General features: G+C 67.9%; 24 protein-coding genes. 10 read left to right on the top strand and 14 right to left on the bottom strand.

The features are described from left to right. Positions 1-642, bottom strand: coding sequence for a YflT domain-containing protein (locus ACV7NN_RS18065; RefSeq protein WP_463350937.1), 642 nt, complete (start codon positions 640-642; stop codon positions 1-3). A 57-nt stretch (positions 643-699) separates the two neighbouring features. On the opposite strand from ACV7NN_RS18065, the gene ACV7NN_RS18060 reads away from it, so the two are divergent. From ACV7NN_RS18060 to ACV7NN_RS18050, 3 genes are read left to right on the top strand one after another with little or no spacing between them, the layout of a single operon-like run. Continuing rightward, positions 700-2,025 carry a magnesium transporter MgtE N-terminal domain-containing protein gene (locus tag ACV7NN_RS18060; RefSeq protein WP_463350936.1) on the top strand — a complete coding sequence of 442 codons (1,326 nt, stop codon included), beginning with the start codon at positions 700-702 and terminating at the stop codon, positions 2,023-2,025. Next, a complete protein-coding gene (locus ACV7NN_RS18055) occupies positions 2,012-2,536 on the top strand; it encodes a DUF1003 domain-containing protein (RefSeq protein WP_463350935.1) in 525 nt (174 codons plus the stop codon). Before ACV7NN_RS18060 ends, ACV7NN_RS18055 begins: the two co-directional genes overlap by 14 nt. Next, positions 2,529-3,695 carry an Mrp/NBP35 family ATP-binding protein gene (locus ACV7NN_RS18050; RefSeq protein WP_463350934.1) on the top strand — a complete coding sequence of 389 codons (1,167 nt, stop codon included), beginning with the start codon at positions 2,529-2,531 and terminating at the stop codon, positions 3,693-3,695. The genes ACV7NN_RS18055 and ACV7NN_RS18050 overlap by 8 nt, the downstream gene beginning before the upstream one ends. Before the next feature lie 21 nt (positions 3,696-3,716). Here the strand turns inward: ACV7NN_RS18050 and ACV7NN_RS18045 are convergent, their stop codons facing one another. Genes ACV7NN_RS18045 through ACV7NN_RS18035 form a run of 3 tightly spaced genes read right to left on the bottom strand, consistent with a single transcriptional unit; the run spans position 3,717 to position 6,976 of the window. Next, complete coding sequence (locus ACV7NN_RS18045) at positions 3,717-5,210, bottom strand: pyridoxal phosphate-dependent decarboxylase family protein (RefSeq protein WP_463350933.1); 1,494 nt, start codon at positions 5,208-5,210, stop codon at positions 3,717-3,719. Next, positions 5,197-6,576 (bottom strand): MFS transporter, encoded by a 1,380-nt coding sequence (locus tag ACV7NN_RS18040; RefSeq protein WP_463350932.1) that lies wholly within the window; start codon positions 6,574-6,576, stop codon positions 5,197-5,199. The genes ACV7NN_RS18045 and ACV7NN_RS18040 overlap by 14 nt, the downstream gene beginning before the upstream one ends. A gap of 43 nt (positions 6,577-6,619) precedes the next feature. After that, positions 6,620-6,976: a sec-independent translocase gene (locus ACV7NN_RS18035; RefSeq protein WP_463350931.1), complete on the bottom strand. Its 357-nt coding sequence runs from the start codon at positions 6,974-6,976 to the stop codon at positions 6,620-6,622. Positions 6,977-7,058: 82 nt separating this feature from the next. Between ACV7NN_RS18035 and ACV7NN_RS18030 the strand changes: the two genes are divergently transcribed. Next, positions 7,059-7,691, top strand: a complete 633-nt coding sequence (locus ACV7NN_RS18030) for an O-methyltransferase (RefSeq protein WP_463350930.1) — start codon at positions 7,059-7,061, stop codon at positions 7,689-7,691. 25 nt (positions 7,692-7,716) lie between these two features. Here ACV7NN_RS18030 and ACV7NN_RS18025 read toward each other — a convergent pair whose 3' ends face one another. From ACV7NN_RS18025 to dapE, 3 genes are all read right to left on the bottom strand, one after another. Further along, a complete protein-coding gene (locus tag ACV7NN_RS18025; RefSeq protein WP_271178167.1) occupies positions 7,717-7,890 on the bottom strand; it encodes a DUF3117 domain-containing protein in 174 nt (57 codons plus the stop codon). A gap of 81 nt (positions 7,891-7,971) precedes the next feature. Continuing rightward, positions 7,972-9,237 (bottom strand): hypothetical protein, encoded by a 1,266-nt coding sequence (locus tag ACV7NN_RS18020; RefSeq protein ID WP_463350929.1) that lies wholly within the window; start codon positions 9,235-9,237, stop codon positions 7,972-7,974. Then, positions 9,203-10,288: a succinyl-diaminopimelate desuccinylase gene (gene dapE / locus ACV7NN_RS18015; RefSeq protein WP_463350928.1), complete on the bottom strand. Its 1,086-nt coding sequence runs from the start codon at positions 10,286-10,288 to the stop codon at positions 9,203-9,205. Before dapE ends, ACV7NN_RS18020 begins: the two co-directional genes overlap by 35 nt. Positions 10,289-10,305: 17 nt before the next feature. Here dapE and dapD point away from each other — a divergent pair, with 17 nt between their 5' ends. After that, positions 10,306-11,301, top strand: a complete 996-nt coding sequence (dapD, locus tag ACV7NN_RS18010) for a 2,3,4,5-tetrahydropyridine-2,6-dicarboxylate N-succinyltransferase (protein ID WP_463350927.1) — start codon at positions 10,306-10,308, stop codon at positions 11,299-11,301. A gap of 57 nt (positions 11,302-11,358) precedes the next feature. After that, the gene (locus tag ACV7NN_RS18005; RefSeq protein WP_463350926.1) at positions 11,359-13,935 is read left to right on the top strand and encodes a penicillin acylase family protein; all 2,577 of its coding nucleotides are present in this window, start codon (positions 11,359-11,361) and stop codon (positions 13,933-13,935) included. Between the two features lie 24 nt (positions 13,936-13,959). Here ACV7NN_RS18005 and ACV7NN_RS18000 read toward each other — a convergent pair whose 3' ends face one another. The 4 genes from ACV7NN_RS18000 to ACV7NN_RS17985 all read right to left on the bottom strand — a co-directional run bounded on the left by ACV7NN_RS18000 (position 13,960) and on the right by ACV7NN_RS17985 (position 17,272). After that, the gene (locus ACV7NN_RS18000) at positions 13,960-15,273 is read right to left on the bottom strand and encodes a citrate synthase (protein ID WP_463350925.1); all 1,314 of its coding nucleotides are present in this window, start codon (positions 15,271-15,273) and stop codon (positions 13,960-13,962) included. A gap of 129 nt (positions 15,274-15,402) precedes the next feature. Next, positions 15,403-16,521, bottom strand: a complete 1,119-nt coding sequence (dapC, locus tag ACV7NN_RS17995) for a succinyldiaminopimelate transaminase (protein ID WP_463350924.1) — start codon at positions 16,519-16,521, stop codon at positions 15,403-15,405. 6 nt (positions 16,522-16,527) lie between these two features. After that, positions 16,528-16,851 carry a ferredoxin gene (gene fdxA, locus ACV7NN_RS17990; RefSeq protein ID WP_345764088.1) on the bottom strand — a complete coding sequence of 108 codons (324 nt, stop codon included), beginning with the start codon at positions 16,849-16,851 and terminating at the stop codon, positions 16,528-16,530. Positions 16,852-16,885: 34 nt separating this feature from the next. Next, positions 16,886-17,272: a hypothetical protein gene (locus ACV7NN_RS17985; protein WP_463350923.1), complete on the bottom strand. Its 387-nt coding sequence runs from the start codon at positions 17,270-17,272 to the stop codon at positions 16,886-16,888. 101 nt (positions 17,273-17,373) lie between these two features. On the opposite strand from ACV7NN_RS17985, the gene efeU reads away from it, so the two are divergent. From efeU to efeB, 3 genes are read left to right on the top strand one after another with little or no spacing between them, the layout of a single operon-like run. Then, a complete protein-coding gene (gene efeU, locus ACV7NN_RS17980; protein WP_463350922.1) occupies positions 17,374-18,231 on the top strand; it encodes an iron uptake transporter permease EfeU in 858 nt (285 codons plus the stop codon). Positions 18,232-18,248: 17 nt separating this feature from the next. Further along, positions 18,249-19,415 carry an iron uptake system protein EfeO gene (efeO, locus tag ACV7NN_RS17975; RefSeq protein ID WP_463350921.1) on the top strand — a complete coding sequence of 389 codons (1,167 nt, stop codon included), beginning with the start codon at positions 18,249-18,251 and terminating at the stop codon, positions 19,413-19,415. 9 nt (positions 19,416-19,424) lie between these two features. Further along, positions 19,425-20,723: an iron uptake transporter deferrochelatase/peroxidase subunit gene (gene efeB / locus ACV7NN_RS17970; RefSeq protein ID WP_463350920.1), complete on the top strand. Its 1,299-nt coding sequence runs from the start codon at positions 19,425-19,427 to the stop codon at positions 20,721-20,723. A gap of 144 nt (positions 20,724-20,867) precedes the next feature. Here efeB and ACV7NN_RS17965 read toward each other — a convergent pair whose 3' ends face one another. From ACV7NN_RS17965 to ACV7NN_RS17955, 3 genes are all read right to left on the bottom strand, one after another. Beyond that, positions 20,868-21,338, bottom strand: coding sequence for a hypothetical protein (locus ACV7NN_RS17965; protein WP_463350919.1), 471 nt, complete (start codon positions 21,336-21,338; stop codon positions 20,868-20,870). A 93-nt stretch (positions 21,339-21,431) separates the two neighbouring features. Beyond that, on the bottom strand, positions 21,432-23,354 hold the full coding sequence (typA, locus tag ACV7NN_RS17960; RefSeq protein ID WP_463350918.1) for a translational GTPase TypA: 1,923 nt from the start codon (positions 23,352-23,354) through the stop codon (positions 21,432-21,434). Positions 23,355-23,448: 94 nt separating this feature from the next. Then, a complete protein-coding gene (locus ACV7NN_RS17955; protein ID WP_463350917.1) occupies positions 23,449-25,293 on the bottom strand; it encodes an ABC transporter ATP-binding protein in 1,845 nt (614 codons plus the stop codon). Positions 25,294-25,382: 89 nt separating this feature from the next. Here ACV7NN_RS17955 and ACV7NN_RS17950 point away from each other — a divergent pair, with 89 nt between their 5' ends. Continuing rightward, entirely contained in the window at positions 25,383-26,009 is a 627-nt protein-coding gene (locus ACV7NN_RS17950) for a PH domain-containing protein (protein WP_463350916.1), read from the top strand. Positions 26,010-26,012: the final 3 nt, after the last annotated feature.

Genomic DNA, 26,012 nt, shown 5'->3' with positions numbered 1-26,012 from the left:
CTATCCCGCTGTCGGCGGGCCCTGCGGCGGATCCGACGGACGTGCGGGCGGCCCATCGACGGGCGGCCCGGGCGGCGCCGGCTCCACGGGCGGCGCGGGCGGCGGGTCCGACGGGTGCTGGGCGGCCGGGAACGGCGGCGCCGCGGGCTCCGGCTGGAAGCCGCCGGAGATCAGGTTGCGGGCGCGGTTGACCAGCTCCGGGTCGACGATGACGGAATAGCTCGACGCGATGATCTGGGCGACCGACGTGTAGTCACGACGACGGCGGTTCACCGCGTACGAGACGATGCCGAAGAGCATTCCGAACCCGGCGCCGATCAACACGGCTGCGATCACGAACCCGTAGCTGGTGGCCGGGCTGAAGATCACCAGCAGCAGCCCGATGAAGATGCCGAACCAGGCTCCGGACGCGGCGCCGGCGATCGCGACACGGCCCCAGCTCAGCTTGCCGGTCACCCGCTCGACACTCTTCAGGTCGCTGCCCACGATGAACAGTTTGTCGACCGGGAAGTCGGCCCGCGCGAGGAGATCGACGGCCTGCTGCGCCTCCGGATAGGTCTCGTAGGTCGCAATGGTCTCGCCGCGCGGCAGGGTCGGGAAGACGATCCTGCTACGGCCTCCGAACGGGCTCTGATTGGTCACCGGACCATTCTTTCACCCAGCGCCGTTGAGCCGCTTCGAGGGCATAAGTTATTACCTGTGAGTGCCTCCAGAGTTTTCGTCGCCCGCCTCGCCGGGTGCACGGTCTTCGACCCCGCGGGCGACCGCGTGGGCAAGGTGCGCGACGTCCTGGTGGTCTACCGCAAAAGCGATCCGCCGCGCGTGGTCGGGCTCATCGTCGAGATCCCCGGCAAGCGCAGGGTCTTCGTCTCGATCGGCCGTGTCACCAGCATCGGCAGCGGCCAGATCATCACGACCGGACTGATCAACGTCCGCCGGTTCGAGCAGCGCGGCGGCGAGGTCCGCGTGATCGCCGAAATGCTCGGGCGTCGCGTGGTCTTCTCCGACGGCTCAGGCGAGGCGACCATCGAAGATGTCGCCATCGAATCGTCCGGACAGGGCGACTGGGCGATCGGGCAACTCTTCGTCCGGCGCCCGAAGACCGGTTCGTCGCCGTTCGGCAAAGGGCCGACGGCCTTCGTCTCCTGGTCGGAGGTGCTCGAGAAGACGAGCGCCGGCCAGGCCCAGTCGGCCGAACAGCTCATCGCCACCTATTCCGAATTGAAGCCCGCCGACCTCGCGAACACGCTCCTCGACCTGCCGCAGCAACGGATGCTCGAAGTCGCGGGAGAGCTGCCTGACGACCGCCTCGCCGATGTCCTCGAGGAGATGCCGGAGAGCGAGCAGGTGCAGATCCTCGGCCAGCTCGACGACGACCGTGCCGCCGACGTCCTCGACCAGATGGAGCCGGACGATGCTGCCGACCTCATCGCGCAGTTGTCCGACGAACGCGGTGAGCACCTCCTCGAGCTGATGCAGCCGGAGGAGGCGGAGGACGTGCGCATGCTGCTGACCTACGCGCCCGACACGGCCGGTGGCCTGATGACCACCGAGCCCATCATCGTCTCGGCTGATGCAACGGTGGCCGAGGGCCTCGCCCTGATCCGCCGTCACGAGCTCGCTCCCGCCCTGGGAGCCGCGGTGTGCGTCACCCTCCCGCCCTACGAAGCACCCACCGGCCGCTTCCTCGGAATGGTGCATTTCCAGCGCATGCTGCGCTACCCGCCGCATGTGCGCCTCGGCACCCTGCTCGACCCGAGCCTCGAGCCGGTGACCGCCGACACGTCGGCCGCCGAGGTCTCGCGCATCCTCGCCAGCTACAACCTGGTCTCCGTACCGGTCGTGGACGAGAACCATCGCCTGGTCGGGGTGGTGACCATTGACGACATCCTCGACTTCCTGCTCCCCGACGACTGGCGAAGTCGCGACGACGAAGACGACGTGCTGAAACGCCCGGCGCCCTCGGACAGCACAGGCAGTATCCCCATCGCGAACGGAAGGAGGGTCGGAAATGGCACGAGCTAGCCGGTCGGATTCCCGCCTGGACGCCCCGAAGGGGCTGCGCACGACCGTCCTCCCCCGCCGGCCCGTCAACGACCGGGACCGGTTCGGTCGGTTCACCGAGTGGATCGCCCGCAACATGGGTACCCCGTGGTTCATCGTCGGACTCACGATCTTCGTCGTGTTCTGGATGGGCTGGAACATCTTCGCCCCGTCCGCGCTGCGCTTCGACTCCTCAGCACTCGGTTTCATCGCGCTGACGCTCGTCCTCTCGCTCCAGGCCTCGTACGCCGCCCCTCTCATCCTGCTCGCCCAGAACCGGCAGGATGACCGCGACCGGGTCCAGATCGAGCAGGACCGGCAGCGCGCCGAGCGCAATCTCGCCGACACCGAGTACCTCGCCCGCGAGGTCGTCGCGCTCCGTCTCGCCGTGCGCGACATGGCCACGAAGGACTTCATCCGTGCGGAGCTGCGCTCCCTGCTCGAAGACCTGGACAGCCGCGCGGAGGCGGAAGCCGAGCAGTCCGGTGCCTGACCAGACGGACGGCCCCAACGCCGGGCTCGCGGATGCGGTGCGCTCAGCGCTTTCGCACGTTCTGGACCCGGAGATCCGCCGGCCGATCACCGAGCTCGACATGGTCGGTGACGTCTCGGTCGATGCGGCGGGCGTCGCGACCGTCGGCATCAAGCTGACGATCGTCGGATGCCCGGCCGCGGACACCATCGAACGCGACGTCCGCGCCGCCACGGCCGCCGTCTCCGGCGTCACCGGCGCGGTCATCGACGTGTCGGTGATGACCCCCGCCGAACGCGCGGCGCTGACGGAACGGCTCCGCGGATCGCGGGCCGCACGCAGGCCGCAGTTCGGTCCGGATTCGCTCACCCAGGTCTATGCGGTCACCAGCGGCAAGGGCGGGGTCGGCAAGTCCACGCTCACCGCCAACCTCGCGGTCGCGCTCGCCCGCCGCGGGCTCGCCGTCGGTATCCTCGACGCCGACGTCTACGGCTTCTCGATCCCCGGCATCCTCGGGCTGGTCGACGCCTCCGGTTCTGCGCCGCGCCCGACCAGGGTCGACGACATGATCCTGCCGCCGGTCGCGCACGACGTGAAGGTCATCTCGATCGGGATGTTCGTCGATTCGCCGTCGGCGGCCGTCGCGTGGCGGGGGCCGATGCTCCACCGCACGATCCAGCAGTTCCTGACCGACGTCTACTGGGGCGACCTCGACGTTCTGCTGCTCGACCTTCCGCCGGGGACCGGAGATGTCGCCATCACCGTCGGCCAGCTCCTCTCGCACGCGGAGGTCATCGTCGTGACCACACCGCAGCCCGCCGCGGCCGACGTCGCCGAGCGCAGCGGAACGGTGGCCCGCCAGACCGGGCAGCGCGTCATCGGGGTGATCGAGAACATGGCAGGGCTCGTCCAGCCCGACGGCACCATCCTCGAACTCTTCGGGAGCGGCGGCGGCGCAGAGGTGGCTGAGCGGCTCTCTGCCGGCCAGGACGACGTCGTCCCCCTGCTCGCCTCCATCCCGTTGAGCGTCGCCCTGCGTGCGGGCGGCGACGCGGGCATGCCGATCGTCCTGAGTCAGCCGGAGGACCCGGCCGCACAAGCGATCACCGGCGTCGCGGCCCGGCTCGCAACGCGCGGGCGGTCGCTTGCGGGGCGCAGGCTCGGCGTCACGATCGCCTAGCCCCGGCGCCGACCGGTCGGCTCAGCGCGGTTCGACGATCCTCGCCAGCAGCTCGACCAGCAGCCGTTCGGTGAGCTCGTGCGGGAGTGCCTCGATCAGTGCCAGGAAGGGCGCCATCCGCTCGGGCAGCCGCGCGGACGCAGCCCCGTCATCGGCCTCGATTCCGACGAGCCCGATCTGCTTGAGCACCTGAAGTGCTCCATCCGAGTCGAGCGGTCCCTGACCCACGCCGTCGGGCAGCGCCGCGAGCAGGTCTGCCGGCGCGACCGCGGGAACCCCGCGCACCTCGGCGGCGGATCCGCGCAGCGCGGCCTCGAGCTCGTCGATCCGTTCCTCCGTCACCGGCGTCACCGTGAGGTGTGTGGTGTGCGGCAGGCGCGTCCCGTCCGGCTGCACGAGACCTGGCTGGAGCTGCAGCAGCCATCCCCTGGCGCGAGCCTGGTCGGCCCAGTGGTGGGGGTCGACCTGCGTGGCCGTGGGAACCGACGTGTCCGTCGCGACGGCGAGCAGTGGGCCGACGGGGTCGCCGACCACGCGCAGGCCCTCGATATCCCCGATGACATCGACGAGTGCACGCGTCGCCCGGAGGCAGGACAGGGCGAGCTCGGAGAACCCATCGGTGCCCAGCGCCTCGACGATGGCCCAGGAAGCCGCAAGCGCCCCCGCGGATTTCGAACCCAGGATCGTCGGGTTGACCACAGGATACCCGGGCCACCGTGTCGTGGCGAAGTACTGCTGGCGCTGGCGGTCGCGGTCGCGGTGGAGGAGCACGCTGGCGCCCTTCGGCGCGTAGCCGAACTTGTGCAGGTCTGCCGAGATGCTCGTCACGCCGCGCGCGGCGAAGTCCCAGGGCGGAACCGGAGCGCCATCGGGCCCGCTCCAGAACGGGAGGACCAGGCCGCCGATGCACGCGTCGACGTGGCAGGCGATCCCGGCGTCGTCGCACTGGGCGGCCACCTCGGAGACGGGATCGAGCGAGGCGAACGGATACGACGGAGCCGACACCACGACGAGCGCGACATCCGATCCCAGGCGCTGCGCCATCCGGTCGGCGTCGACCCTGCCGGTTTCGAGATCGACCGGCACGAGGTCGAGCACGAGGTCGAAGTAGTGCGCCGCCTTCTGGAAGGCGGCGTGCACCGTCGTCGGGGCGACGAGCCGCGCACGGCCCGTGCCTCCGGCCGCCCGCCAGCCATCCCGCGCCGTCTTCACGGCGAGGAGGCACGACTCGGTGCCGCCGGTCGTGACCGAACCGACGACGTCGTCGTCGCCGTGCAGAAGGCCACGCGTGAAGGCGATGAGGTCGCGCTCCATGACCGCGACCGAGGTGAAGGTCGTCGGGTCGAGGCCGTTGACCGGCTGCACCATCCGGATGGCGTCCGCGGCGAGAAGGTCGATCTCTGGCACACCCGAGTCGTAGACGTACGAGAGCACACGGCCGCCGTGCGTCGGAGCATCCCCTTCGCGGAGAGCGGCGAGGCGGCCCAGGATCTCCGCCGAGTCAAACTGCACCATCGATGTCCTCCTTGCGAAGACGGTAGCGTCCGAGCGGGATCAGGCTGAACGCGATGATCGCCGCCGGAACGACACTGAAGCTGAGAACGATGCCGACCACCGCACTCGCCGGCTGGGTCTCGCCTGCTGCTGCTGCCAACGTGGCCGTGTGGGCGACATAGCCGGTGAGCGCGAGGACAACGGTCAGCACGGTCGCACCGAGCGCCATCCCTGTGGTCTCCCCCGCGGTCCACATTCCGCCGAAGGTTCCCGCACGCCCCGGACCGTTGCGTTTCGCGTCGTGCGAGATCACGTCGGGCAGCATCGCCATCGGCAGCGACTGCATGCCCGCGTAGCCGGCACCGACGAGCGCGACCGGGAGATAGACCCAGGTGCCGGGAAACCACACCAGCATGATCATCGACAGCGCGGCGAGACCGAACAGGATGCTCGCCGCCAGGAAGCCGCGCTCCTTGCCGATCCGGCGCGACACGACCGCCCACAGGGGTGTCACCACAAGTGCCGGCCCGATGAGGGCGACGAAGAGGAACGTGACCGCATCCTCCGAGTGCAGCACCCAGGTCGCGACATAGTTGGCGCCCGCCAGCATGGCCCCGGTCGCGAGTCCCTGGAGGAGGAAGGTGAGCAGGAGCGCGCGGAACGGCTGGCTGTCGCGCAGCGCACCGATTCCGTGCGCATAGTTGGTGCGGATCGTGGTGAGGACCCCGGCCGTGCGCTCACCGACGGTTTCGGACGGGACGCCCTTCGGTGCCACGAAACTCGACACGAGCATCCCCCCGCCGATCACCAGACCGGCGACGACCGCCATCAGAAGGTAGCCGGCGTGCTTGTCGGCGCCGCCGAGGGCCCGGAGAGCCGGCCCGCCCGCACCGAAGAGCAGGATGGCGAACGTCAGCACCACGACGCGCCAGGTCAGCAGGCGCGTGCGCTGGTCGTACCCGGATGCGAGCTCCGCCGGCAGCGCGATATACGGCACCTGGAAGAGACTGAACGAGGTCGCTGTGAGCAGGAAGGCGATCAACACCCACACAGCGGCGGGAACGGCAGCGACCCCGGCGGGGACCGCGAACGTGACGATGAAGAAGATCGGGAGGGTCACGGCGCCGAGGATCATCATTCCGCGCCGGGTGCCACGATGCGCGAGCATGCGGTCGCTGCGCGAACCGAGCACGGGATCGATGATCACATCCCACACTTTGGCGAGCGTGACGACGAGGCCGGCGGCGATCGCAGCAACGCCGAGCGTGTCCGTGAGGTAGTAGACGAGCACGAGGCCGGGCAGCGTCGCGAACCCGCCGGTGCCCAGGGAACCGATGGCGTAGCGCGCGATCGTGCGCCGTTCGAGCAACTGCTCTGTTGCGATCATTCGAGAATGATATAGCCCCGCGAACAGGCGGAATGACAGCCGGTCAGGTGGCCTCTGTGTCGAACGGCGGAACCGATCCGGCCTGGAGCTTGCGCTGCCGCTGCGCGTAGGCGGACTCCGTCACCGGCTTGATGGTCGGAGCCGGCTCCTCCTCGAGAAGAGCCTCGCGGATGATCCGCCTCGGGTCGTACTGGCGGGGATCGAGCTTCTTCCAGTCGACCTCTTCGAACTCGGGGCCCATCTCCTCGCGCATGCGGTCCTTGGCACCGTTGGCCATATCGCGGAGGGTGCGCGTGAACTGGCCGAGCTTGGCCGCATACGTCGGGAGGCGCTCCGGACCGAGCAGGAAGACAGCGATCACCCCGATGATGAGCAGCTTCTCGAAGGTCAATCCGAACACCAGATCAGACTAACGCGTGCGGCCTGCACGAATGCTGCCAGTACGGGCCGTATTCTGGTGCCGGTAGACCCCTGGGAGCGCTGTGTCAGACAAAGAATCCAACTGGAAGTTCGCCGACGAGATCATCGTCGAGCCCGACGTGATCGCACGGGCGCGCCAGCTGTCCCTCGAACTCGGGATCGAGCCGATCGCCGCATCGGTCGGAGCCCAGACGGCGGTTGTCGCCGCGGCGACCGATGCAGCGAGCATCGTCGAGATCGGCACGGGCGTCGGCGTCTCCGGCCTGTGGCTGCTCACCGGCGGCACGCATGCGACCCTGACCTCGATCGACTCGGAACTCGACCACCAGCAGCATGCGCGCACCTTCTTCACCGAGGCGGGCATCCCGTCGAACCGCGTGCGCCTCATCACCGGGCGCGCGCTCGACGTTCTGCCCCGCATGAACGAGAGCTCCTACGACATCGTCTTCATCGACGCCGACCCGCAGTCGGTCATCGAGTATGTCGAGCACGGCCTCCGGCTGGCGCGACCGGGAGGCACGGTCCTGGTCGCTCACGCGCTCTGGAAGGGGCGGGTCTCCGACCCGGCTCAGCGCGACGACATAGCGACCGGATTCCGCACCCTCGTCACCGAGACCGCGGCATCCGGTGCTGTCGTCAGTGCGCTCTCACCGGTCGGTGACGGTCTGCTTCAGATCACCAAACTGAGCGAATAGGGCTCCCTTTCGGGAGCCCCGTTCGTCAGGACGGTGCGACGACGCTCGCAAGCGCGTCGTGAAGCTCCTTGGCTTCCGCGTCGTTGACTGAGACGACAAGACGGCCGCCACCCTCGAGCGGAACACGCACGATGATGAGCCGACCCTCCTTTACAGCCTCCATTGGCCCGTCTCCGGTCCTCGGCTTCATGGCCGCCATGCAGCTCCCCTTTCGTGGATGTCCTTCTATTATCTGTCATTCGAGAGGCCGGAGAAAATCGCGCGTCTACCCCAGTCACGGTTACGGCGGCGTCCAGTCGAGCCCGTCGACGTCCCAGCAGATCAGCAACCAACCCCATTGGAGGGCCAGGAAGACGACGATGAGGGCGATGCGGTAGACCCGGCTCCGCGGCAGGGCGAGCGCGCCGAGGAGGGGGAACATCGGCATCAGGATGCGGAACGTGCTCGACTGCGGGAAGAACACCGCGAGAACGTAGACGCCGTAGGCGGCCAGCCAGAAGCGCAGATCGACGCCGAGCCGCTTCACGGGAGGGCTGAAGAGGAGGAGCGCGTAGACGGCGATGAGCAGCACGACGGTGACGTTTCCGAGCCAGGCGGGGAGCCCAAGCGCAAAGGTGAACCACCAGTCGGCGCCCTCGAACCACGACGAGAAGGGCACCAGGTGGGTGAATCCGATGTACTGGGCGCGCCAGGACAGCTCCGTATCCGTGTACGCGGTCAGTGATCCGGTCGCGATCGCCGCGATCGCAGGCCACGCGAGGCCGGCCAGTCCGCTGTACACGGTCACGGCGACGGAGGCCACCCGGTCGGCGGGCAAGAACGGGTCGCGTGCCCTGACCACGAACCGGTGGATGACATGCATCCCCAGTGCGAGCGCGAACGCCAGACCGCTCGGCCGCGTGAACGCCATGACGGTGACCACCGGTATCAGCCACCAGTAGCGGCGCAGCATCAGCAGGTAGAGGGCGAGCGCCAGGAGGAAGATGTACATCGACTCGGCGTACGCCACCTGGAACAACGGCGACACGGGGGCTACGCAGAACAGCGCGACGGCGTACAGGCTGGTCGAGACCGACAGCCGCAGCCGCAGGAGGCGGTAGAAGACCAGGGATGCGCCCAGGCCGAACGCGACGGAGGCGACGACGGCCGCGACGGGCCAGGGTGTCCTGGTGACGAAGGCGATGACATCCACGACCGCCGGATAACCCGGCATGAACGCCCACGCGTTCTGGTTCACATGGCCGTCGAGCAGCGGCAGCGACGACGGGTAGCCGGCGATCGAGACGATGTTGTACCAGCGGCCGTCCCAGATCGCGGCGAAATCGAAGTATCCCGGGTGCGCCCCGGTCCACGGGTTGGGGCCCTGCACGCTCGCGAGCACGAGGAGCATGACCGTCGTGACGACGCGGCTCACGATGAAGATCAGGATGACGTTCAGCCACCACGGAAAGCGCCGCCACCGTCCCGCGACTGTGTCGGCGCCGGCGTGCGGCTCGACCGCGGGTACGGCGTCAGTGGACGGCGACGGCGCCGGTGAGCCAGGCACGCAATCCCGTTTCGCACGAACTGATCTGGTCGACGGCGACGCGCTCGTCGTCGGCATGGGCCTTCAACGGATCGCCCGGACCGAAGTTGACCGCCGGGATGCCGAGAGCCGAGAACCGAGCCACATCGGTCCATCCGTACTTCGGCTTCGCCTCTGCACCGACAGCGGCCAGGAACTCCTGTGCGAGTGGGGCGTCGAGGCCCGGACGCGCGCCGTCGGCGCGGTCGACAACGGTGACCTGGTAGTCGCCGAAGAGCTCGCGCATGTGCTCGATCGCCTCGTCGGAGCTGCGGCTGGGCGCGAAACGGTAGTTGATGTGCACCATGCACTCGTCGGGGATGATGTTGCCGGCGACCCCGCCGCTGATCCCGACAGCGTTCAGTCCCTCCCGATACACGAGCCCGTCGACCTCGACGTTGCGCGCCTCGTAGCCGGCGAGGATATCGAGGATCGGTGCCGCCTTGTGGATGGCGTTGTCGCCGACCCAGCCGCGTGCCGAATGGGCGCGCAGCCCGAACGTGCGCACTTCGACGCGGAGGTTGCCGTTGCAGCCGCCCTCGACCACGCCGTTGCTCGGCTCCCCCAGGATGGCGAAGTCACCGACGAACAGGTCGGGGCGGTGGCGGGCGAGCCGGCCCAGACCGTTCAGTTCGTTCGAGACCTCCTCGTGGTCGTACCACATCCACGTCACGTCGATCGCAGGGTCGGTGAGCTCGGCGGCCAGCTTCAGTTGAACCGCCGTGCCACCCTTCATGTCGACGGTCCCCCGCCCCCAGAGGTACTCCACGCCGTCGATCGTCTCGTACCGCGTGGGCAGATTGTCGTTCAGCGGGACCGTGTCGATGTGGCCGGCGATGATGACCCGACGGGGGCGGCCGAGGTCCGTGCGCGCGACGATCGTGTCCCCGTCGCGGATGATCTCCAGATGGTCGAGCCCGGAGAGCGCAGCCTCCATCTCGTCGGCGAGCGTCTTCTCGTTCCCGGAGACGGATTCGATGTCGCAGAGCTGCCGGGTGAGGTCGGTCGAGGTCGCAGTCAGGTCGAGGGGCACCCTACTAATCTAGAGCCATGCCCTCTGACGTCGCCCACGAAACAGCTGTGCCCGCATCCGGTTCCTCCCGGCTCGCCTGGGGCTACGGTCTCGCGACCATCGCCGGCGACGGCACCGTGCTCGACACCTGGTTCCCCGAGCCGATGCTCGGGGCGCTGCCCGCCGGGCGCGATCGCTGGATCGCCCCCGCCGAACTCGAGGCTCTCGCCGGTGACGACCCGCGCAGGAACGTCCGCGTCGACATCGTCACGGTCGACATCGACCTCGACGCCCCTCCGTCGACCACCCCGGACGCCTACCTGCGCCTGCACCTCCTCTCCCACCTTCTCGTGAAGCCGAACACGATCAATCTCGACGGCATCTTCGCGCAGCTCCCGATCGTCGCGTGGACGAACGCAGGCCCCGTTCTCCCCGACGACCTCACGCGGCTGCGTCCGAGGCTGCAGCGAGCGGGCATCCACGTCACCGGGATCGACAAGTTCCCGCCACTGCTCGACTACGTGACACCCGACCGTGTCCGCATCGCCGATGCGTCCAGGGTCAGGCTCGGCGCACACCTGGCGCCCGGGACCACCGTGATGCACGAAGGGTTCGTCAACTTCAACGCGGGAACCCTCGGATCGTCGATGGTCGAAGGCCGGATCTCCCAGGGGGTCGTCGTCGGGGACGGGTCCGACATCGGGGGCGGCGCCTCGATCATGGGCACGCTCTCGGGCGGCGGAACGCAGCGCGTCTCGATCGGCGAACGCGCGCTCCTCGGCGCCAACTCGGGCATCGGCATCTCGATCGGCGACAACTCGGTGGTCGAGGCCGGGCTCTACGTCACGGCCGGAACGAAGGTCGTGCTGGCCGGGGCCGCACCGACGGCGGACGGGAAGCCGCAGACCGTCAAGGCCGTCGAACTGTCCGGCGTGGCCGACCTGCTCTTCCGCCGCAACTCGATCAGCGGGGCCGTCGAGGTGCTCCAGCGGGGTGGCAGTGGCATCGAACTGAACGCGGCTCTGCACGCCTGAGATTCCGCCGGGATGGGTTAGTGTCTGAAGACGGCAACCCGACCCGAAGGAGTAGCGGTGGGGGACGATCTGCCGCGCCTGAAGCGGCGCCATCCGATACTGAGGGTCCTCGGTGTGATCCTCGCCGTCGTGGTCGCCCTTGCGATCATCGTCGCCGGGATCGGGATCTGGACCGTCACCCGATCGTTCCCGCAGACCTCCGGCACGATCGAGCTCCCCGGCCTGTCCGCACCGGTCTCGGTGTCCCGCGACGACGCGGGCATTCCCCAGATCGTGGCGACGACGGCGGACGACCTGTTCGAGGCACAAGGCTACGTGCACGCGCAGGACCGGTTCTGGGAGATGGATTTCCGTCGCCATGTCACCGCCGGCCGGCTCTCGGAGATGTTCGGTGCGAGCCAGGTCGCGACCGACACGTTCATCCGCACGCTCGGCTGGCGGACGGTCGCCGAACAGGAGGTCAAAGCTCTGGACCCGACGTCGCTGCGCTACTACCAGGACTACGCAGACGGTGTGAACGCCTACCTCCGCGGGCACTCGGGAGCCGCCCTCTCGCTCGAGTACGCCGTGCTCGGCCTCCAGAATCCGGGCTACTCCCCCGAACCCTGGACCCCGGCCGACTCGATCTCGTGGCTGAAAGCGATGGCCTGGGACCTCCGTTCCAACCTCGACGACGAGATCGACCGCGCGCTCCTGCTGACCAGGCTGACACCGCAGCAGGTCGCACAGTTGCACCCGACCTATCCGTTCGCGAAGCATCCGACGATCACCGCCCTCGGCGACGGAGACACGTCGCGGACCGAACCGGCCGTCGCCCCGGCCTCGACGAGCGCCCCGCCGGCCACTCCGGGAGTCGTCGAGGCGTTGCAGCAGCTCCAGGGCTCCCTCTCCGGCATGCCGACATTGATGGGTCCGGCGGGCACCGACATCGGGTCGAACTCCTGGGTGGTCTCCGGCGCCCACACGACCACCGGCAAGCCCCTGCTCGCCAACGACCCCCACCTCGGCGCAGTCGAGCCGTCCGTCTGGTACCAGGTCGGGCTGCACTGTCGCACCATCACCGCTGCATGCCCCTTCGACGTCGCGGGATTCAGTTTCTCCGGCCTGCCCGGCGTGATCATCGGGCACAACGACCGCATTGGCTGGGGTTTCACCAACCTCGGGCCCGACGTTGCGGACCTGTACGAAGAGAAGGTCACCGGGAACACGTTCGAATACGACGGAAAGCAACTCCCGCTGGCAACCAGGAAGGAGACGATCAAGGTCGCCGGAGGCGATCCTGTGACGATCACGGTGCGCTCGACCCTTCACGGACCGATCGTGACCGGCCTGACGCCCGCCTACGCTGCGATCGCCAAGGACCAGGCGAAGCGGATGGGCGTCCCGACCACCAAATACCAGCTCTCGCTGCAGTGGACAGCCCTGCAACCGGGGCGTACCGCGTCGGCGATCTTCGCCCTGGACGCCGCACGCGGATGGGCGGACTTCCGCGCGGCCGCGGCGAAGTTCGACGTCCCCGCGCAGAACCTCCTCTACGCGGACGTGGACGGCAACATCGGATACCAGGCCCCCGGCCGCATCCCGGTCCGGGCCACCGGCGACGGAACGCTGCCGGTGCCCGGTTGGTCGAGCCACTACCGCTGGACGGGATACATCCCCTTCGACCAGCTCCCGTCGGTCTTCAATCCGCCCAGCGGCTTCATCGTCACCGCGAACAACTCGGCGGTCGGTCCGAACTATCCGTCGATGATCACCCGCGACTGGGACTACGGCTATCGTGCAGACGAGATCACAGACCGGCTCGGAAAACTGCTGACGAGCGGAAAGAAACTGACCGCGGCTGATTTCGCGGCGATCCAGGCCGACACGTACGACGCGAACGCGGCGCAGCTCTCGCCGATCCTGACCTCGGGCACGCTTCGATCGACGCTGACGGCCGGCGCGGCGAAGGGCGTCGCACTCCTGGCGAACTGGAACTTCCACGACGACGCCGACAGCGCTGCCGCCGCCTACTTCAACATCTTCTGGCGCAACCTGCTCGCCGACGCGTTCGGCCGCAAACTGCCTCCGAGCGCGCCGCCGGTCGGTGGTGACCGCTGGTTCGCGGTCGTCGGCGATCTCGTGACGCAGCCGGACTCACCGTGGTGGACGGACAAGAAGCTGGGCGTCTCCGGACGGGACGAGATGCTCGCGCACGCGGCCGATCAGGCATGGGATGAGGCGGTCGGCCTGATGGGAAACGATCCGTCCACCTGGCGGTGGGACCGCATCCACTCGTTGGAACTCACCAACGCGAGCCTCGGAAAATCAGGGGTCGCTCCGATCGAGTGGCTCTTCAACCGCGGGCCGTACCCCGTCGCCGGGTCGTCGTCGGTCGTGGACGCCGTCGGCTGGGATGCGTCGGTCGGCTATCAGGTCGACCGCGTGCCCTCGATGAGGCTGGTACTCGACCTGTCGGACTTCGACAAGTCGACCTGGGTGAATCTGACCGGCGAATCCGGCCACGCCTTCCATCCGAATTACGTCGACCAGACGCCGCTCTGGCAGGACCACAAGACGCGGCCCTGGCCGTTCACGCCGGCCGCCGTACGCAAGGCGGCCACGCAGACGCTGACCCTCGAGCCGTCCGCCTGAGTTGCCGGACGCCGGCGTGGCGGGTCAGCGGGCCTCGGGCCAGGAGCGCTCTGGCGAGCCCACGTAGAGTTGCTGCGGGCGGCCGATCTTCGTCGCCGGGTCGGAGTTCATCTCGCGCCAGTGCGCGATCCAGCCAGGGAGACGCCCGATGGCGAACAGCACGGTGAACATGCGCGTCGGGAAGCCCATCGCCTTGTAGATGACGCCGGTGTAGAAGTCGACGTTGGGATACAGTTTGCGCTCGATGAAGTAGTCGTCCGCGAGGGCGACCTCTTCGAGCTCCTTGGCGATGTCGAGCAGCGGATCGTGCACGCCGAGCGCGGCGAGCACCTCATCGGCGCTCTCCTTGACCAGGCGGGCACGCGGGTCGAAGTTCTTGTAGACGCGGTGCCCGAAGCCCATGAGCTTCACGCCCTCGTCTTTGCGCTTCACGCGTTCGACGTACGTCTGCACGCTCTCACCGGAGTCCCTGATCGACCCGAGCATGTCGAGCACTGCTTCGTTCGCGCCGCCGTGGAGCGGCCCGTAGAGGGCGTTGATGCCTGCCGACACCGAGGCGAAGAGGTTCGCCTGGGTCGAGCCGACGAGACGGACGGTCGATGTCGACGCGTTCTGCTCGTGGTCCTCGTGCAGGATGAGCAGGCGTTCGAGCGCCTTGCTCACGACCGGGTTCACCTCGTACGGCTCGGCGAGCGTTCCGAAGTTGAGGCGGAGGAAGTTGTCGACGAAGCTCAGCGAGTTGTCGGGGTACAGGAAGGCCTGCCCGACGCTCTTCTTGTGCGCGTACGCCGCGATGACCGGCAGCTTCGCGAGCAGGCGGATGGTCGACAGCTCGATCTGCTCGGGGTCGTGCACGCTGAGCGAGTCCTGGTAGAAGGTCGACAGCGCTGAGACGGCGCTCGAAAGCACCGACATGGGGTGCGCGTCGTGCGGGAGGGCGCTGAAGAAGCGCTTCAGGTCTTCGTGGAGCAGGGTGTGCCTGCGGATCTTCTCGTCGAAGTCGGACAGTTCGCTCGCAGACGGCAACTCGCCGTGGATGAGCAGCCATGCGACCTCGAGGAATGTCGAGTTCTGCGCGACCTGCTCGATCGGGTAGCCGCGATAGCGGAGAATTCCGGCGTCGCCGTCGATGTAGGTGATCGCCGAGCGCGTCGCAGCGGTGTTGACGAAGCCGTAGTCGAGCGAGGTGTGACCGGTCGCGCGGGTGAGGCTGGAGAAGTCGATGCTCGAGGCGCCGCTCGCGCTCGGCAGGATCGGGAAGTCGGCCGTTCCGCTGGGGGTGCTCAGGGTGGCTTTCTGCGCCTGGCCCCCTGCCTGTCCGGTGCCGATTCCGCTCACAACGCCTCCTGGGTCTGCCTGCTTAAGAGCGCGGTCGCCGGTCGTGGCAGCGCCGCAAAGAGTCCTGCGATTACAGCCTATTGGCAAAGCGGGACAACTGTTACATCGTCCAAGCGGGGCCGAATCTGATTAGAGGGAGTCTCCAAAAGCGCGCAGTCTGGCCGCTGCCGAGGCGATTCTTTCATCCGTCGCCGTCAGCGAGAGACGCACGTGCTCCGGGAAATGGTCGCCGTAGAAGACGCCGGGACCGGCGAGGATTCCGATGTCGGCCAGGCGTCCGATGCTCTCCCAGGCGCCCCGTCCCTCCGTCGCCCAGAGGTAAAGGCCGGCCTCGCTCCTGTCGATCCGGAAGCCCGCGCTCTCGAGTGCCGGCTTGAGCACATCGCGTCGACCGCGGTATCGTTCGCGCTGCTCGTTCACGTGCTCGTCGTCGCCGAGCGCGACCGCCATCGCGGCCTGCAGAGGCGCCGGAACCATGAGTCCCGCGTGTTTGCGGACGGTGACGAGCCGTTCGACCAGAGTGCTGCATCCCGCCACGAACGCGGCGCGGTACCCAGCGAGGTTCGACTGCTTGCTGAGCGAGTAGACCGCGAGCACGTCGCGTCGGTCGCCGCCGGTCACGCGAGGGTCGAGGATGCTCGGGATGCGCTCGTGATGCCACGGCTCGTCCCACCCGAGCTCGGCGTAGCATTCGTCGCTGGCGATGACCGCGCCCAGTTCGCGGGCACGAGCGACCATCCTGCGCAGCTCGTCGACACCGAGCACCCGACCATCGGGATTGCCCGGAGAGTTGACCCAGACGAGGCGTGTCGTCTCCGGCCACTCGTCGGGGTCGTCGGATGCGAACGCTGCGGCACCGGCGAACGCGGCGCCGATGGCATACGTCGGATACGCGGCTCGCGGGTGCACCACGACATCGCCCTCGCCGAGCCCCAGCATGAACGGCAGGAAGGCGACGAGTTCCTTCGACCCGATGGTCGGAAGCACGTTGGCGACGGACAGGTCGGTCACACCGCGCCGGCGGGCGAACCACGCGACGATCGCCTCGCGCAGTGCAGGGGTTCCGATCGTCTGAGGGTACGCGTGTGCGTCGGTGGCTCGCGAGAGCGCGTTCCGGATGAGCGCAGGTGTCGGATCGACCGGGGAGCCGATCGAGAGGTCGACGATTCCCTCAGCGTGCGCGCAAGCGCGAGCCGCGAACGGAACCATCTGGTCCCACGGGTAGTCGGGAAGCGGACCGAGTGCCACGACGGATCAGGCGTGGGCCTGCGGCGGGAGCGCCGAGATGAGCGGGTGATCCTTGGCGATCACACCCACCTTCGCAGCTCCCCCTGGCGAGCCGATGTCGTCGAAGAACTCGACGTTGGCCTTGTAGTAGTCGGACCACTGCTCGGGCAGGTCGTCTTCGTAGTAGATGGCCTCGACGGGGCAGACCGGCTCGCAGGCACCGCAGTCGACGCACTCGTCGGGGTGGATGTAGAGGGACCGTTCGCCTTCGTAGATGCAGTCGACCGGGCACTCGTCGATGCAGGCGCGGTCTTTGACGTCCACGCAGGGCAAGGCGATGACGTAGGTCACAGTGGTCGGAGTCCCTTCACGCTTCAGTTGCCTTCTAGCTTAGGCCGTTTTGCGGAGCCGCTCGGCGCTGCGGCAACCGCGGCCAGGCGATCACGACGGCCGCGATGAGGATCGGTGCGACGACCCAGATCTTGCCGAGGAGGTTGTCGGGAATGAGGACGGAGCCGCCGATGCCCTTGATCGAGAACACGAAGGTCATCGCGATGGTACCGAGCGCGGCGGCGAGCGCAGGGGCTCGTCCGGCGTTCAGCAGGCGCAGCCCGACGAGGAGGAGCGTGTAGGCGAGGAGCGCGACGGTGATCCCCCACGGGACGGGGACGCCGGCGACGGTCGCCGTCGACTGGTGCGCGACCGTTCCGACAGCGCCCAGCAGGGCCCCCGCGATGAAGAGCAGGACGAGATTCAGGATCCGAACGGCCATGCCGCAATCCTAACTAGACAGTTCCGGCCACGGCCGTCTAGAGTCGAATGAGTAAGGTTAGCCTTACCAACATTTCCCCTACTCGATCCGAGAAGACAGCTGTGCTCGCAAACTACCTGATCGGCCTTCGCGAAGGCCTCGAAGCCGCCCTCGTCGTCGGCATCCTCGTCGCCTACATCGTGAAAGTCGAACGCAGGGATGTGCTGCGCAACCTCTGGTTCGGCGTCGGAATCGCCATCGTCGTCCCCCTCGGCATCGGAGCACTGCTCACCTGGGGCCCGTACGGAATGAGCTTTCAGGCACAAGAGATCGTCGGCGGCAGCCTCTCGATCGTCGCGGTCGGGTTCGTCACCTGGATGGTCTTCTGGATGGGCAAGACCGCTCGCACCCTCAAGAGCACCCTGCACTCCCGCCTCGACAGCGCCCTCCTCGGGGCCGGCTGGGGCATCATCATCCTCGCCGCGCTCAGTGTCGGGCGGGAGGGAGTCGAGACATCGCTCTTCGTCTGGGCGACCGTCGCATCCGTCGGCGGCAGCTGGATCCCTGCGGCGGGAGCCCTCCTCGGCATCCTCACCGCAGTGGTCATCGAGATCTTCATCTACCGGGGCTTCGTCAAGATCAACCTCGGAAAGTTCTTCACCTGGACCGGCGTCTTTCTCATCGTCGTCGCGGCCGGAGTCCTCGCCTACGGCGTCGGCGACCTGCAGGAGGCGGGCGTGCTGCCCGGCGCGAGCCACCACGCCTACGACATCAGCTCGGTCATCCCGGCGAGCAGCTGGTACGGCACCGTGCTGCAGGGCATCGTGAACTTCAATCCCTCCCCGACCTGGCTGCAGGTGGGCGTCTGGCTCGCCTACCTGGCCGTCGTCGGAACCTTCTACTACCGCCAGCACCGAGCCGCCACACCAAGCACGGCGACATCGTCAGCACGCGTTGCGACGCAGACCGCCGCGTCCTAAGAGGAGAAGCACGACACATGAAGACCCGATACTTCGGCGCGCTCGCGGGCGCCGCCGCCGTCGCGATCGCACTGACGGGATGCGTACCCAATCGCGCATCCGCCGACGCGGAAGCCATCGCCGTCGCCATGACCGACGACACCTGCACGGTGTCGGCGAACACGGCCCCTGCCGGCCCGGTGACGTTCCAGGTGACCAACGACGGCAACGACGTCAACGAGTTCGAGATCCTCGCCTCCGACAAGTTGCGGATCGCCGGCGAGAAGGAGAACATCGGGCCGGGGACGACGGTCAACTATGTGATCCAGCTCGCCGAGGGCAGCTACTACACGGCGTGCAAGAAAGGCATGGTCGGCGATCCGAGCGGCCTGAAGAAGTTCACCGTCACGACGGGCACGAAGGCCGCGACGAGCCAGAGCCAGAGCAAGCAGATCGCAGGGGCCGTCACCAACTACATCTCGTACATCAAGGACCAGAGCGGCCGGCTCCTCGCTGCGACGCAGGCGTTCGCCGCAGCCTACGAGGCCGGAGACGACGCGGCCGCCCGCTCCCAGTACGCGGCTGCGCGCATGTGCTACGAGCGGATCGAGCCCACCGCCGAGCAGTTCGGCGACATCGACCCCGCGCTCGACCTCCGCGAGGCCGACCTGGAGCCCGGCCAGACCTGGACCGGCTGGCACCGCATCGAAAAGGACCTCTGGGCTCCGGCCGGCTACACCGCCGCGACGGCCGCCGAACGCACCCAGCTGGCCGCGCGGCTCATCGCGGACACGCAGCGTCTCCACGATCTGGTCTCGGCGACGACCTTCACCCTGACGATCGACCAGATCTCGAACGGCGCCATCGGGCTGATGGAAGAAGTGTCCCGCAGCAAGATCACCGGCGAAGAGGAGATCTTCTCCCACACCGACCTGTGGGACTTCCAGGCGAACGTCGAAGGCGCCAACGTGGCCTACGGGATCGTCCGCGACATCGCGGCTGCGAAGGGAGTCGACGGCAAGAACGTCGTGAAGCAGCTCGACACCGAGTTCGCAGCGATCACGGCGCTGCTCGACAAGCACAAGAGCGGCAGCGGCTACGTCTCGTACACGACGCTCTCCACCGCGCAGGTCAAAGAGCTCTCCGACGAGGTGAACGCCCTGAGCGAGCCGCTCAGCAAACTCACCTCCGTCATCGTCAAATAGGGGCGCCGCGTGGCTGACAACACCAGCGAACCCGTCGAGCCCGGGCTGTCCCGTCGTGGACTTCTCGGGCTCGCGGGTGCGACCGTGGGCGCAGGACTCCTCGGGGTCGGCGCCGGGATCGCACTCGACCGCACCGTCCTCGCCACCGCGGGAGCAGGCTCCGGCTCGACGGCGGTGTACGCCTTCCACGGCGACCACCAGGCCGGGATCACCACCGCCGCCCAGGACCGCCTCCATTTCGCATCCTTCGATACGGCCCCCGGCCTCGACCGCGCAGGCCTGATCGAACTGCTCAAGGACTGGACCGTCGCTGCTGCGCGCATGACACAGGGAAAATCTGCGGGCGCCCATGACCCCGCCGGCGGGCCGCTCGACGCGCCACCCGACGACACCGGTGAGGCCCTCGATCTCCCGGCAGCCGGGCTGACGCTGACCTTCGGCTTCGGCCCGACGCTGTTCCGCACGAGTGCCGGCGTCGACCGGTTCGGCCTGGCGTCCCGTCGTCCGGCCGCCCTCGTCGACCTCCCCCACTTCCCGGGCGATGCGCTCGTCGACTCACTCAGCGGCGGAGACCTCTGCATCCAGGCGTGCAGTGACGACCCGCAGGTGGCGGTGCACGCCATACGCAACCTGTCGAGGATCGCGTTCGGACGCGCATCCATCCGCTGGTCCCAGCTCGGGTTCGGGCGCACGTCGGCGACGACCCGCACGCAGGTCACGCCGCGCAACCTGTTCGGGTTCAAGGACGGAACGGCGAACGTCAAGGCGGAGGACACGAAGGCCGTCAACGACCAGGTGTGGGCTGCAGGCGCCGACGGTGCGAGCTGGATGGCCGGTGGGTCCTACCTGGTCACCCGCAAGATCCGGATGGTCATCGAGACCTGGGACCGCCAGCAGCTCGGCGAGCAGCAGCGCATCATCGGCCGGGACAAGGGCGAAGGTGCCCCGCTGTCAGGCGGAACGGAGTTCACGGAGCCGAACTTCCTCGCGGTCTCTGCCGACGGGGGAACCAAGATCGACCCGGATTCGCACGTTCGGCTCGCGCATCCCAGCACCAACAACGGGGCGCAACTGCTGCGCCGCGGCTACAACTTCGTCGACGGGAACGACGAACTCGGGCGGCTGAACGCCGGCCTGTTCTTCATCGCGTTCCAGCGGGATCCTCGCACGCAGTTCATCCCGATCCAGCAGCAGCTGGCGCGCAGCGACGCGATGAACGAGTACCTCAAGCACGTCGGGTCGGCGATCTTCGCCGTTCCCCCGGGCGTGCGACCGGGCAGCTATGTCGGGGCCGGGCTCTTCGTGTAATTCCGCTGTCACTTATTCAGGAATGCGTGGGGCTGGAGTGACAGGTGTCCAGCGGATGTGCATCCCCGGCGCCGCAGCCGTCGCATCTGTCACAGAGGTTCCCGAATTCCTGACGCCGTAGCCAGGCGAATGCGGGTCGGAGCGCTACGGAGTGGGTGTCGGACTCGGGCTGGCCACGTCGCTCGTCACTGTGTAGTTGGCGACCCAGCCGTTCTTGCCTGCGCTCGTGACGACGACGAGGACCCCGTAAGCATCCGAGGAGAAGGTGCCGGTGACGGCGTCGCCGTCCGACCCCTTGAATCCCCCGGTGAAACCGGCATCCGTGAGCTGCTTCGCGATATCGTCCGACGCCTTCGCATCCGGGACCTTGACGGTGACGTTCCAGACCTTCTTGCCGTCGCCGCCGGCCGAAGCCGCGAAGACGACGTCGTCCTTGTAGAGAGGAACGGCCGACGGGAAGTCGCTCGGAACTTTGTTGCCGCCGATGTCGACGTGACCACCGGTCACATTCTTCACGATGCCTTCGACGTTCGCGCAGCCGCTCATCGCGGGTGCAAGACCGAGCGCGACCAGGATCGCAAGCGGCACCGCGAGGCGCCTCCGGACGGTGTACATGATGCACGCTCCCCAGGCCGGCTCACTCGGGAACCCGCCTAGGGCGTAGCGTACTCCGGCGCCGATGCGCGTTCAACGAACGCAGATCGGCGGTCAGGCGTTCTGGTCCTGTTTCTTCAAACGGGAGGTCGCACGGGCGCGCGCCGACTGGTCGAGCTCCACCTTGCGGATGCGCACAGCGGCCGGGGTGACCTCGACGCACTCGTCTTCGCGAGCGAATTCGAGGCACTCCTCCAAGGTCAGCTGACGCGACGGAGTCATCGACTCGAAGTTGTCGGCCGTCGACTGACGCATGTTCGTCAGTTTCTTCTCCTTGGTGATGTTGACATCCATGTCGTCGGCGCGCGAGTTCTCGCCGATCACCATGCCCTCGTAGACCTCTTCGGTCGGATTGACGAAGAACGTCATACGCTCCTGCAGAGCGATGATGGCGAACGGAGTGACGACGCCGGCGCGGTCGGCGACGATCGAGCCGTTGCTGCGCGTGACGATCTGGCCCGCCCACTCGTCATAGCCGTGCGAGATGGCGTTGGCGATACCGGTACCGCGGGTGATCGTGAGGAACTCGGTGCGGAAACCGATGAGGCCGCGCGACGGCACGATGAACTCCATGCGGACCCAGCCGGTGCCGTGGTTCGACATGTTCTCCATGCGACCCTTGCGGGCTGCGAGCAGCTGGGTGATCGCACCGAGGTACTCCTCGGGCACGTCGATCGTCAGGTGCTCGAACGGCTCGTGCGTCTTGCCGTCGACCTTCTTCGTGACCACCTGCGGCTTGCCGACGGTGAGCTCGTAGCCTTCGCGACGCATCTGCTCGACGAGGATGGCGAGCGCGAGCTCACCGCGGCCCTGGACCTCCCAGGCGTCGGGCCGGCCGATGTCGAGCACGCGCAGCGAGACGTTGCCGACGAGTTCGCGATCGAGGCGGTCCTTGACCATGCGCGCCGTGAGCTTGTGGCCCTTGACCTTGCCGACGAGCGGCGAGGTGTTCGTGCCGATCGTCATCGAGATCGCTGGGTCGTCGACGTGGATGAGCGGAAGCGGACGGATGTCATCGGGGTCGGCCAGCGTGTCGCCGATCATGATGTCGGCGAAGCCCGCGACGGCGACGATGTCACCCGGTCCGGCGCTCTCCGCCGGGTAGCGGTCGAGCGCCTTCGTGATCATCAGCTCGGTGACTCGTACATTGTGGACGTCACCGTCGTGACGCACCCAGGCCACGGTCTGGCCCTTCTTGAGCGTGCCGTTGAAGATGCGGAGCAGCGCGAGGCGGCCGAGGAACGGCGAGGCGTCGAGGTTGGTGACGTGCGCCTGCAGCGGCGCCTCCGGGTCGTAGGTCGGAGCCGGGATGTGCTCGAGGATCGCCTCGAACAGAGGTTCCAGGTCTGCGTTGTCTGGCAGCTCGCCGTTCTCAGGCTTGTTGAGGCTCGCGGCCCCGTTGCGGCCGGACGCGTAGACGACGGGCACATCGAGGATGGCGTCGAGGTCGAGGTCGGGGACGTCGTCGGCGAGGTCGCTCGCGAGGCCGAGGAGGAGGTCCTGGCTCTCGTGGACGACGGCGTCGATGCGCGCATCCGGGCGGTCGGTCTTGTTGACGAGCAGGATGACGGGCAGCTTGGCCTCGAGCGCCTTGCGCAGCACGAAGCGGGTCTGCGGGAGCGGGCCCTCGCTCGCGTCGACCAGCAGCACGACGCCGTCGACCATGGACAGACCGCGCTCGACCTCGCCACCGAAGTCGGCATGGCCGGGGGTGTCGATCACGTTGATGGTGATCGGACCGTCGGTGGCGTGCTTGCCTGCATACGAGATCGCCGTGTTCTTGGCGAGGATCGTGATGCCCTTCTCACGCTCGAGCTCGTTCGAGTCCATGGCGCGCTCTTCGACGTGCTCGTGCGAAGAGAACGAGTTCGTCTGCCGGAGCATGGCGTCGACAAGGGTGGTCTTGCCGTGGTCGACGTGGGCGACGATCGCGACGTTTCGCAGATCGCCGCGGTGTGCGACGGCGGTTTCAGACATGCGTGCAGGCTCGACTCTCGGTCAGAAGATTTGGGGGGTAACGGTCAATTTTACCCCACAAACGCCGTGACCCGTCGCGCCTGCACGCAACCTGTCAGAACTGGGCCGACGGCGGGACGTTCGGCTCCGGGTCCTCCAGCGGTGCCGCGACGTGCGGGCCTTCGTCGGAGCCGGCCGCCAGGATCTCCCTGCGGAGGTCGCGACGCTCGCGCTGCAGCTTCGGATCAGGGAGCGGAACGGCCGCGAGGAGGCGCTGCGTGTACGCCTCCTTGGGGTAGCGCAGGATCTCGTCGCGCGTGCCCGTCTCCACCAGGTTGCCGTGGTGCATGACCGCGATGCGCTCGGCGAGCACGTCGATGACCGCCAGGTCGTGCGTGACGAACAGGCAGGCGAAGTTCATCTCCTTCTGCAGCTGCTGCATCAGCTCGAGCACCCGGGCCTGGACGGACACGTCGAGCGCGCTCGTCGGCTCGTCGGCGATCAGCACCTGCGGCTTGAGCGAGAGTGCGCGGGCGATGCCGACGCGCTGCTTCTGGCCGCCGGAGAGTTCGTGCGGGTACCGGGTCCGGTACGAGCGCGGGAGTTCGACGCTGTCGAGCAGCCGCTCCACCTCTTTGTTGAGGGCTGCGCCCTTCAGTCCCTTGGCCAGCAGCAACGGTTCACCGATGCTGTCGCCGATGGGAAGGCGCGGGTTGAGCGACGACGCCGGGTCCTGGAACACGATTCCGACGTTCTTGTGCAGCGAGCGGATCTCGTCGCGCGCCGCGTGGGAGATGTCCTGGCCGGCGACGACGAGCTTGCCCTCGGCGATCGGCAGGAGTCCGATCGCGGCCCGCCCCAGCGTCGTCTTGCCCGAGCCGGACTCACCCACGAGGCCGAGCACTTCGCCCTCACGGATCTGGAGGTTGATCTTGTCCGCGGCACGGAACGCCGGCACACGCCCGCGCTTCGGGTACTCGATCGCGACGTTCTCGAAGTCGACGACCACCTTGCGGGTGTCGCGCTCGGCGAGCAGCGCGGCTTCCTCTGCGAGACGTTCGTTGACCGCGATGCGCTCGGCGAACTCCGCGGCCTGCGCACTCTCGGACCCGGTCGCGAGCGCCGCGGTCGTGTCGATCTCTTCGTCGCCGCGCTGGCCGAGGTGCGGAACCGCCTCGAGCAGAGCGATCGTGTATGGATGCCGCGGGTTGGCGAAGACCTCTTCGACGGTTCCCGTCTCGACGATGTCGCCCTTGCGCATGACGGCGATGTTGTCGGCGAGGTCGGCGACGACACCCATGTCGTGGGTGATCAGCAGGATGGCGCTGTCGAGCCGGTCGCGCAGGCTGCGCAGCAGGTCGAGGATCTCGGCCTGGACGGTGACGTCGAGCGCGGTGGTCGGCTCATCGGCGATGAGGAGCTTCGGGTCGCACGAGATCGACTGCGCGATCATGGCGCGCTGACGCTGGCCGCCGGACAGCTGGTGCGGGTACGAGTTGTACGCCTTCAGCGGGTCGGGCAACTCCACCATTTCAAGCAGTTCGAGTGCGCGCTCCCGGGCCTCGTGCGGCGACATGCCGTAGTGGATGCGCAGCGTCTCCACGATCTGGGATCCGATCGTGTAGACGGGGTTGAGGGCGGTCATCGGCTCCTGGAAGATCACCGCGATCTGCGCGCCGCGGACCTTGCGCATCTGCTGCGGCTTGAGGCCGGTGAGCTCGCGCCCGTCGAGCTTGATGCTTCCCCGGATCCGGCTGTTCTCCGGCAGGAGGTCGAGGATCGCCATCGAACTCGCACTCTTGCCGGAGCCGGACTCGCCCACCAGGGCGAGGACTTCGCCCGGCTTGATCGCGTAGTTCAGCTTCTTGGCCGCGGGAACCCACATTCCCTCGACACCGAAGTCGACGCTGAGGTCGGTGACCTCGAGAACGGGGGTCTGCCCGGTCATCGTGTCGGTCATGAAATCCTGTTTCCTTCCAGGGCGACTGTGGTCGCCGTCGAGTTCGTGTTGCGTTGGACGGCCGATGCGGATGCTGTCAGCATGGACCCATGCCCACCGAAGCTCCCTCCGGACGCGACGTCTACGCGTCGCGTTTCAACCGCATCCTCGCCGTCGTCATCTGGGTGCTCGCCGCCTTCATGACGGGGAGCCTGCTGTTCGTCGCGCCGGGCATCCGACTGCTGTACGTGATGCCCGCGGCGTTCGTCGCCCTGTTCGCGTGGGAGGCCCTGTGGAGACCGAGCGTCGAGGTCGACGACGAGGGCGTTCGCCTGCGCAACGTGCTGCGCACGGTGTTCGTGCCGTGGCCGGCCCTGATCCACGTGGACACCAAGTACGCGCTGACCCTCTACACGCCCGGGCACAACTACGCCGCGTGGGCTGCACCCGCTCCCGGCCGTGCCTCCAGCTACCGCGCCACCAAGTCGAGGAACGAGAACTCCGGCAGCCGTGCGCCGCTCCATGGCGACGCAGCGCGACCCGGCGACCTGCTCGGCACGGAGTCGGGCGAAGCGGCGTACCTCGTGCGCAGTCGCTGGGACAGCCTGCGCGAGCGCGGAGCGTTCGAGACGGGCGTCGCCGACACGACGAAGGTCACGGTGTCGACGCACTGGGCGACCGCCATCGCACTCGTCGTCCTCGCGGCGGGTTCTGTCGTCGCGATCCTCGTCGGCTAGTAC

Source organism: Leifsonia sp. Ger2509, from assembly GCF_055231915.1.
Note: the sequence above shows the minus strand (reverse complement) of the source record. Positions and strands in the feature narration are given on the sequence as shown.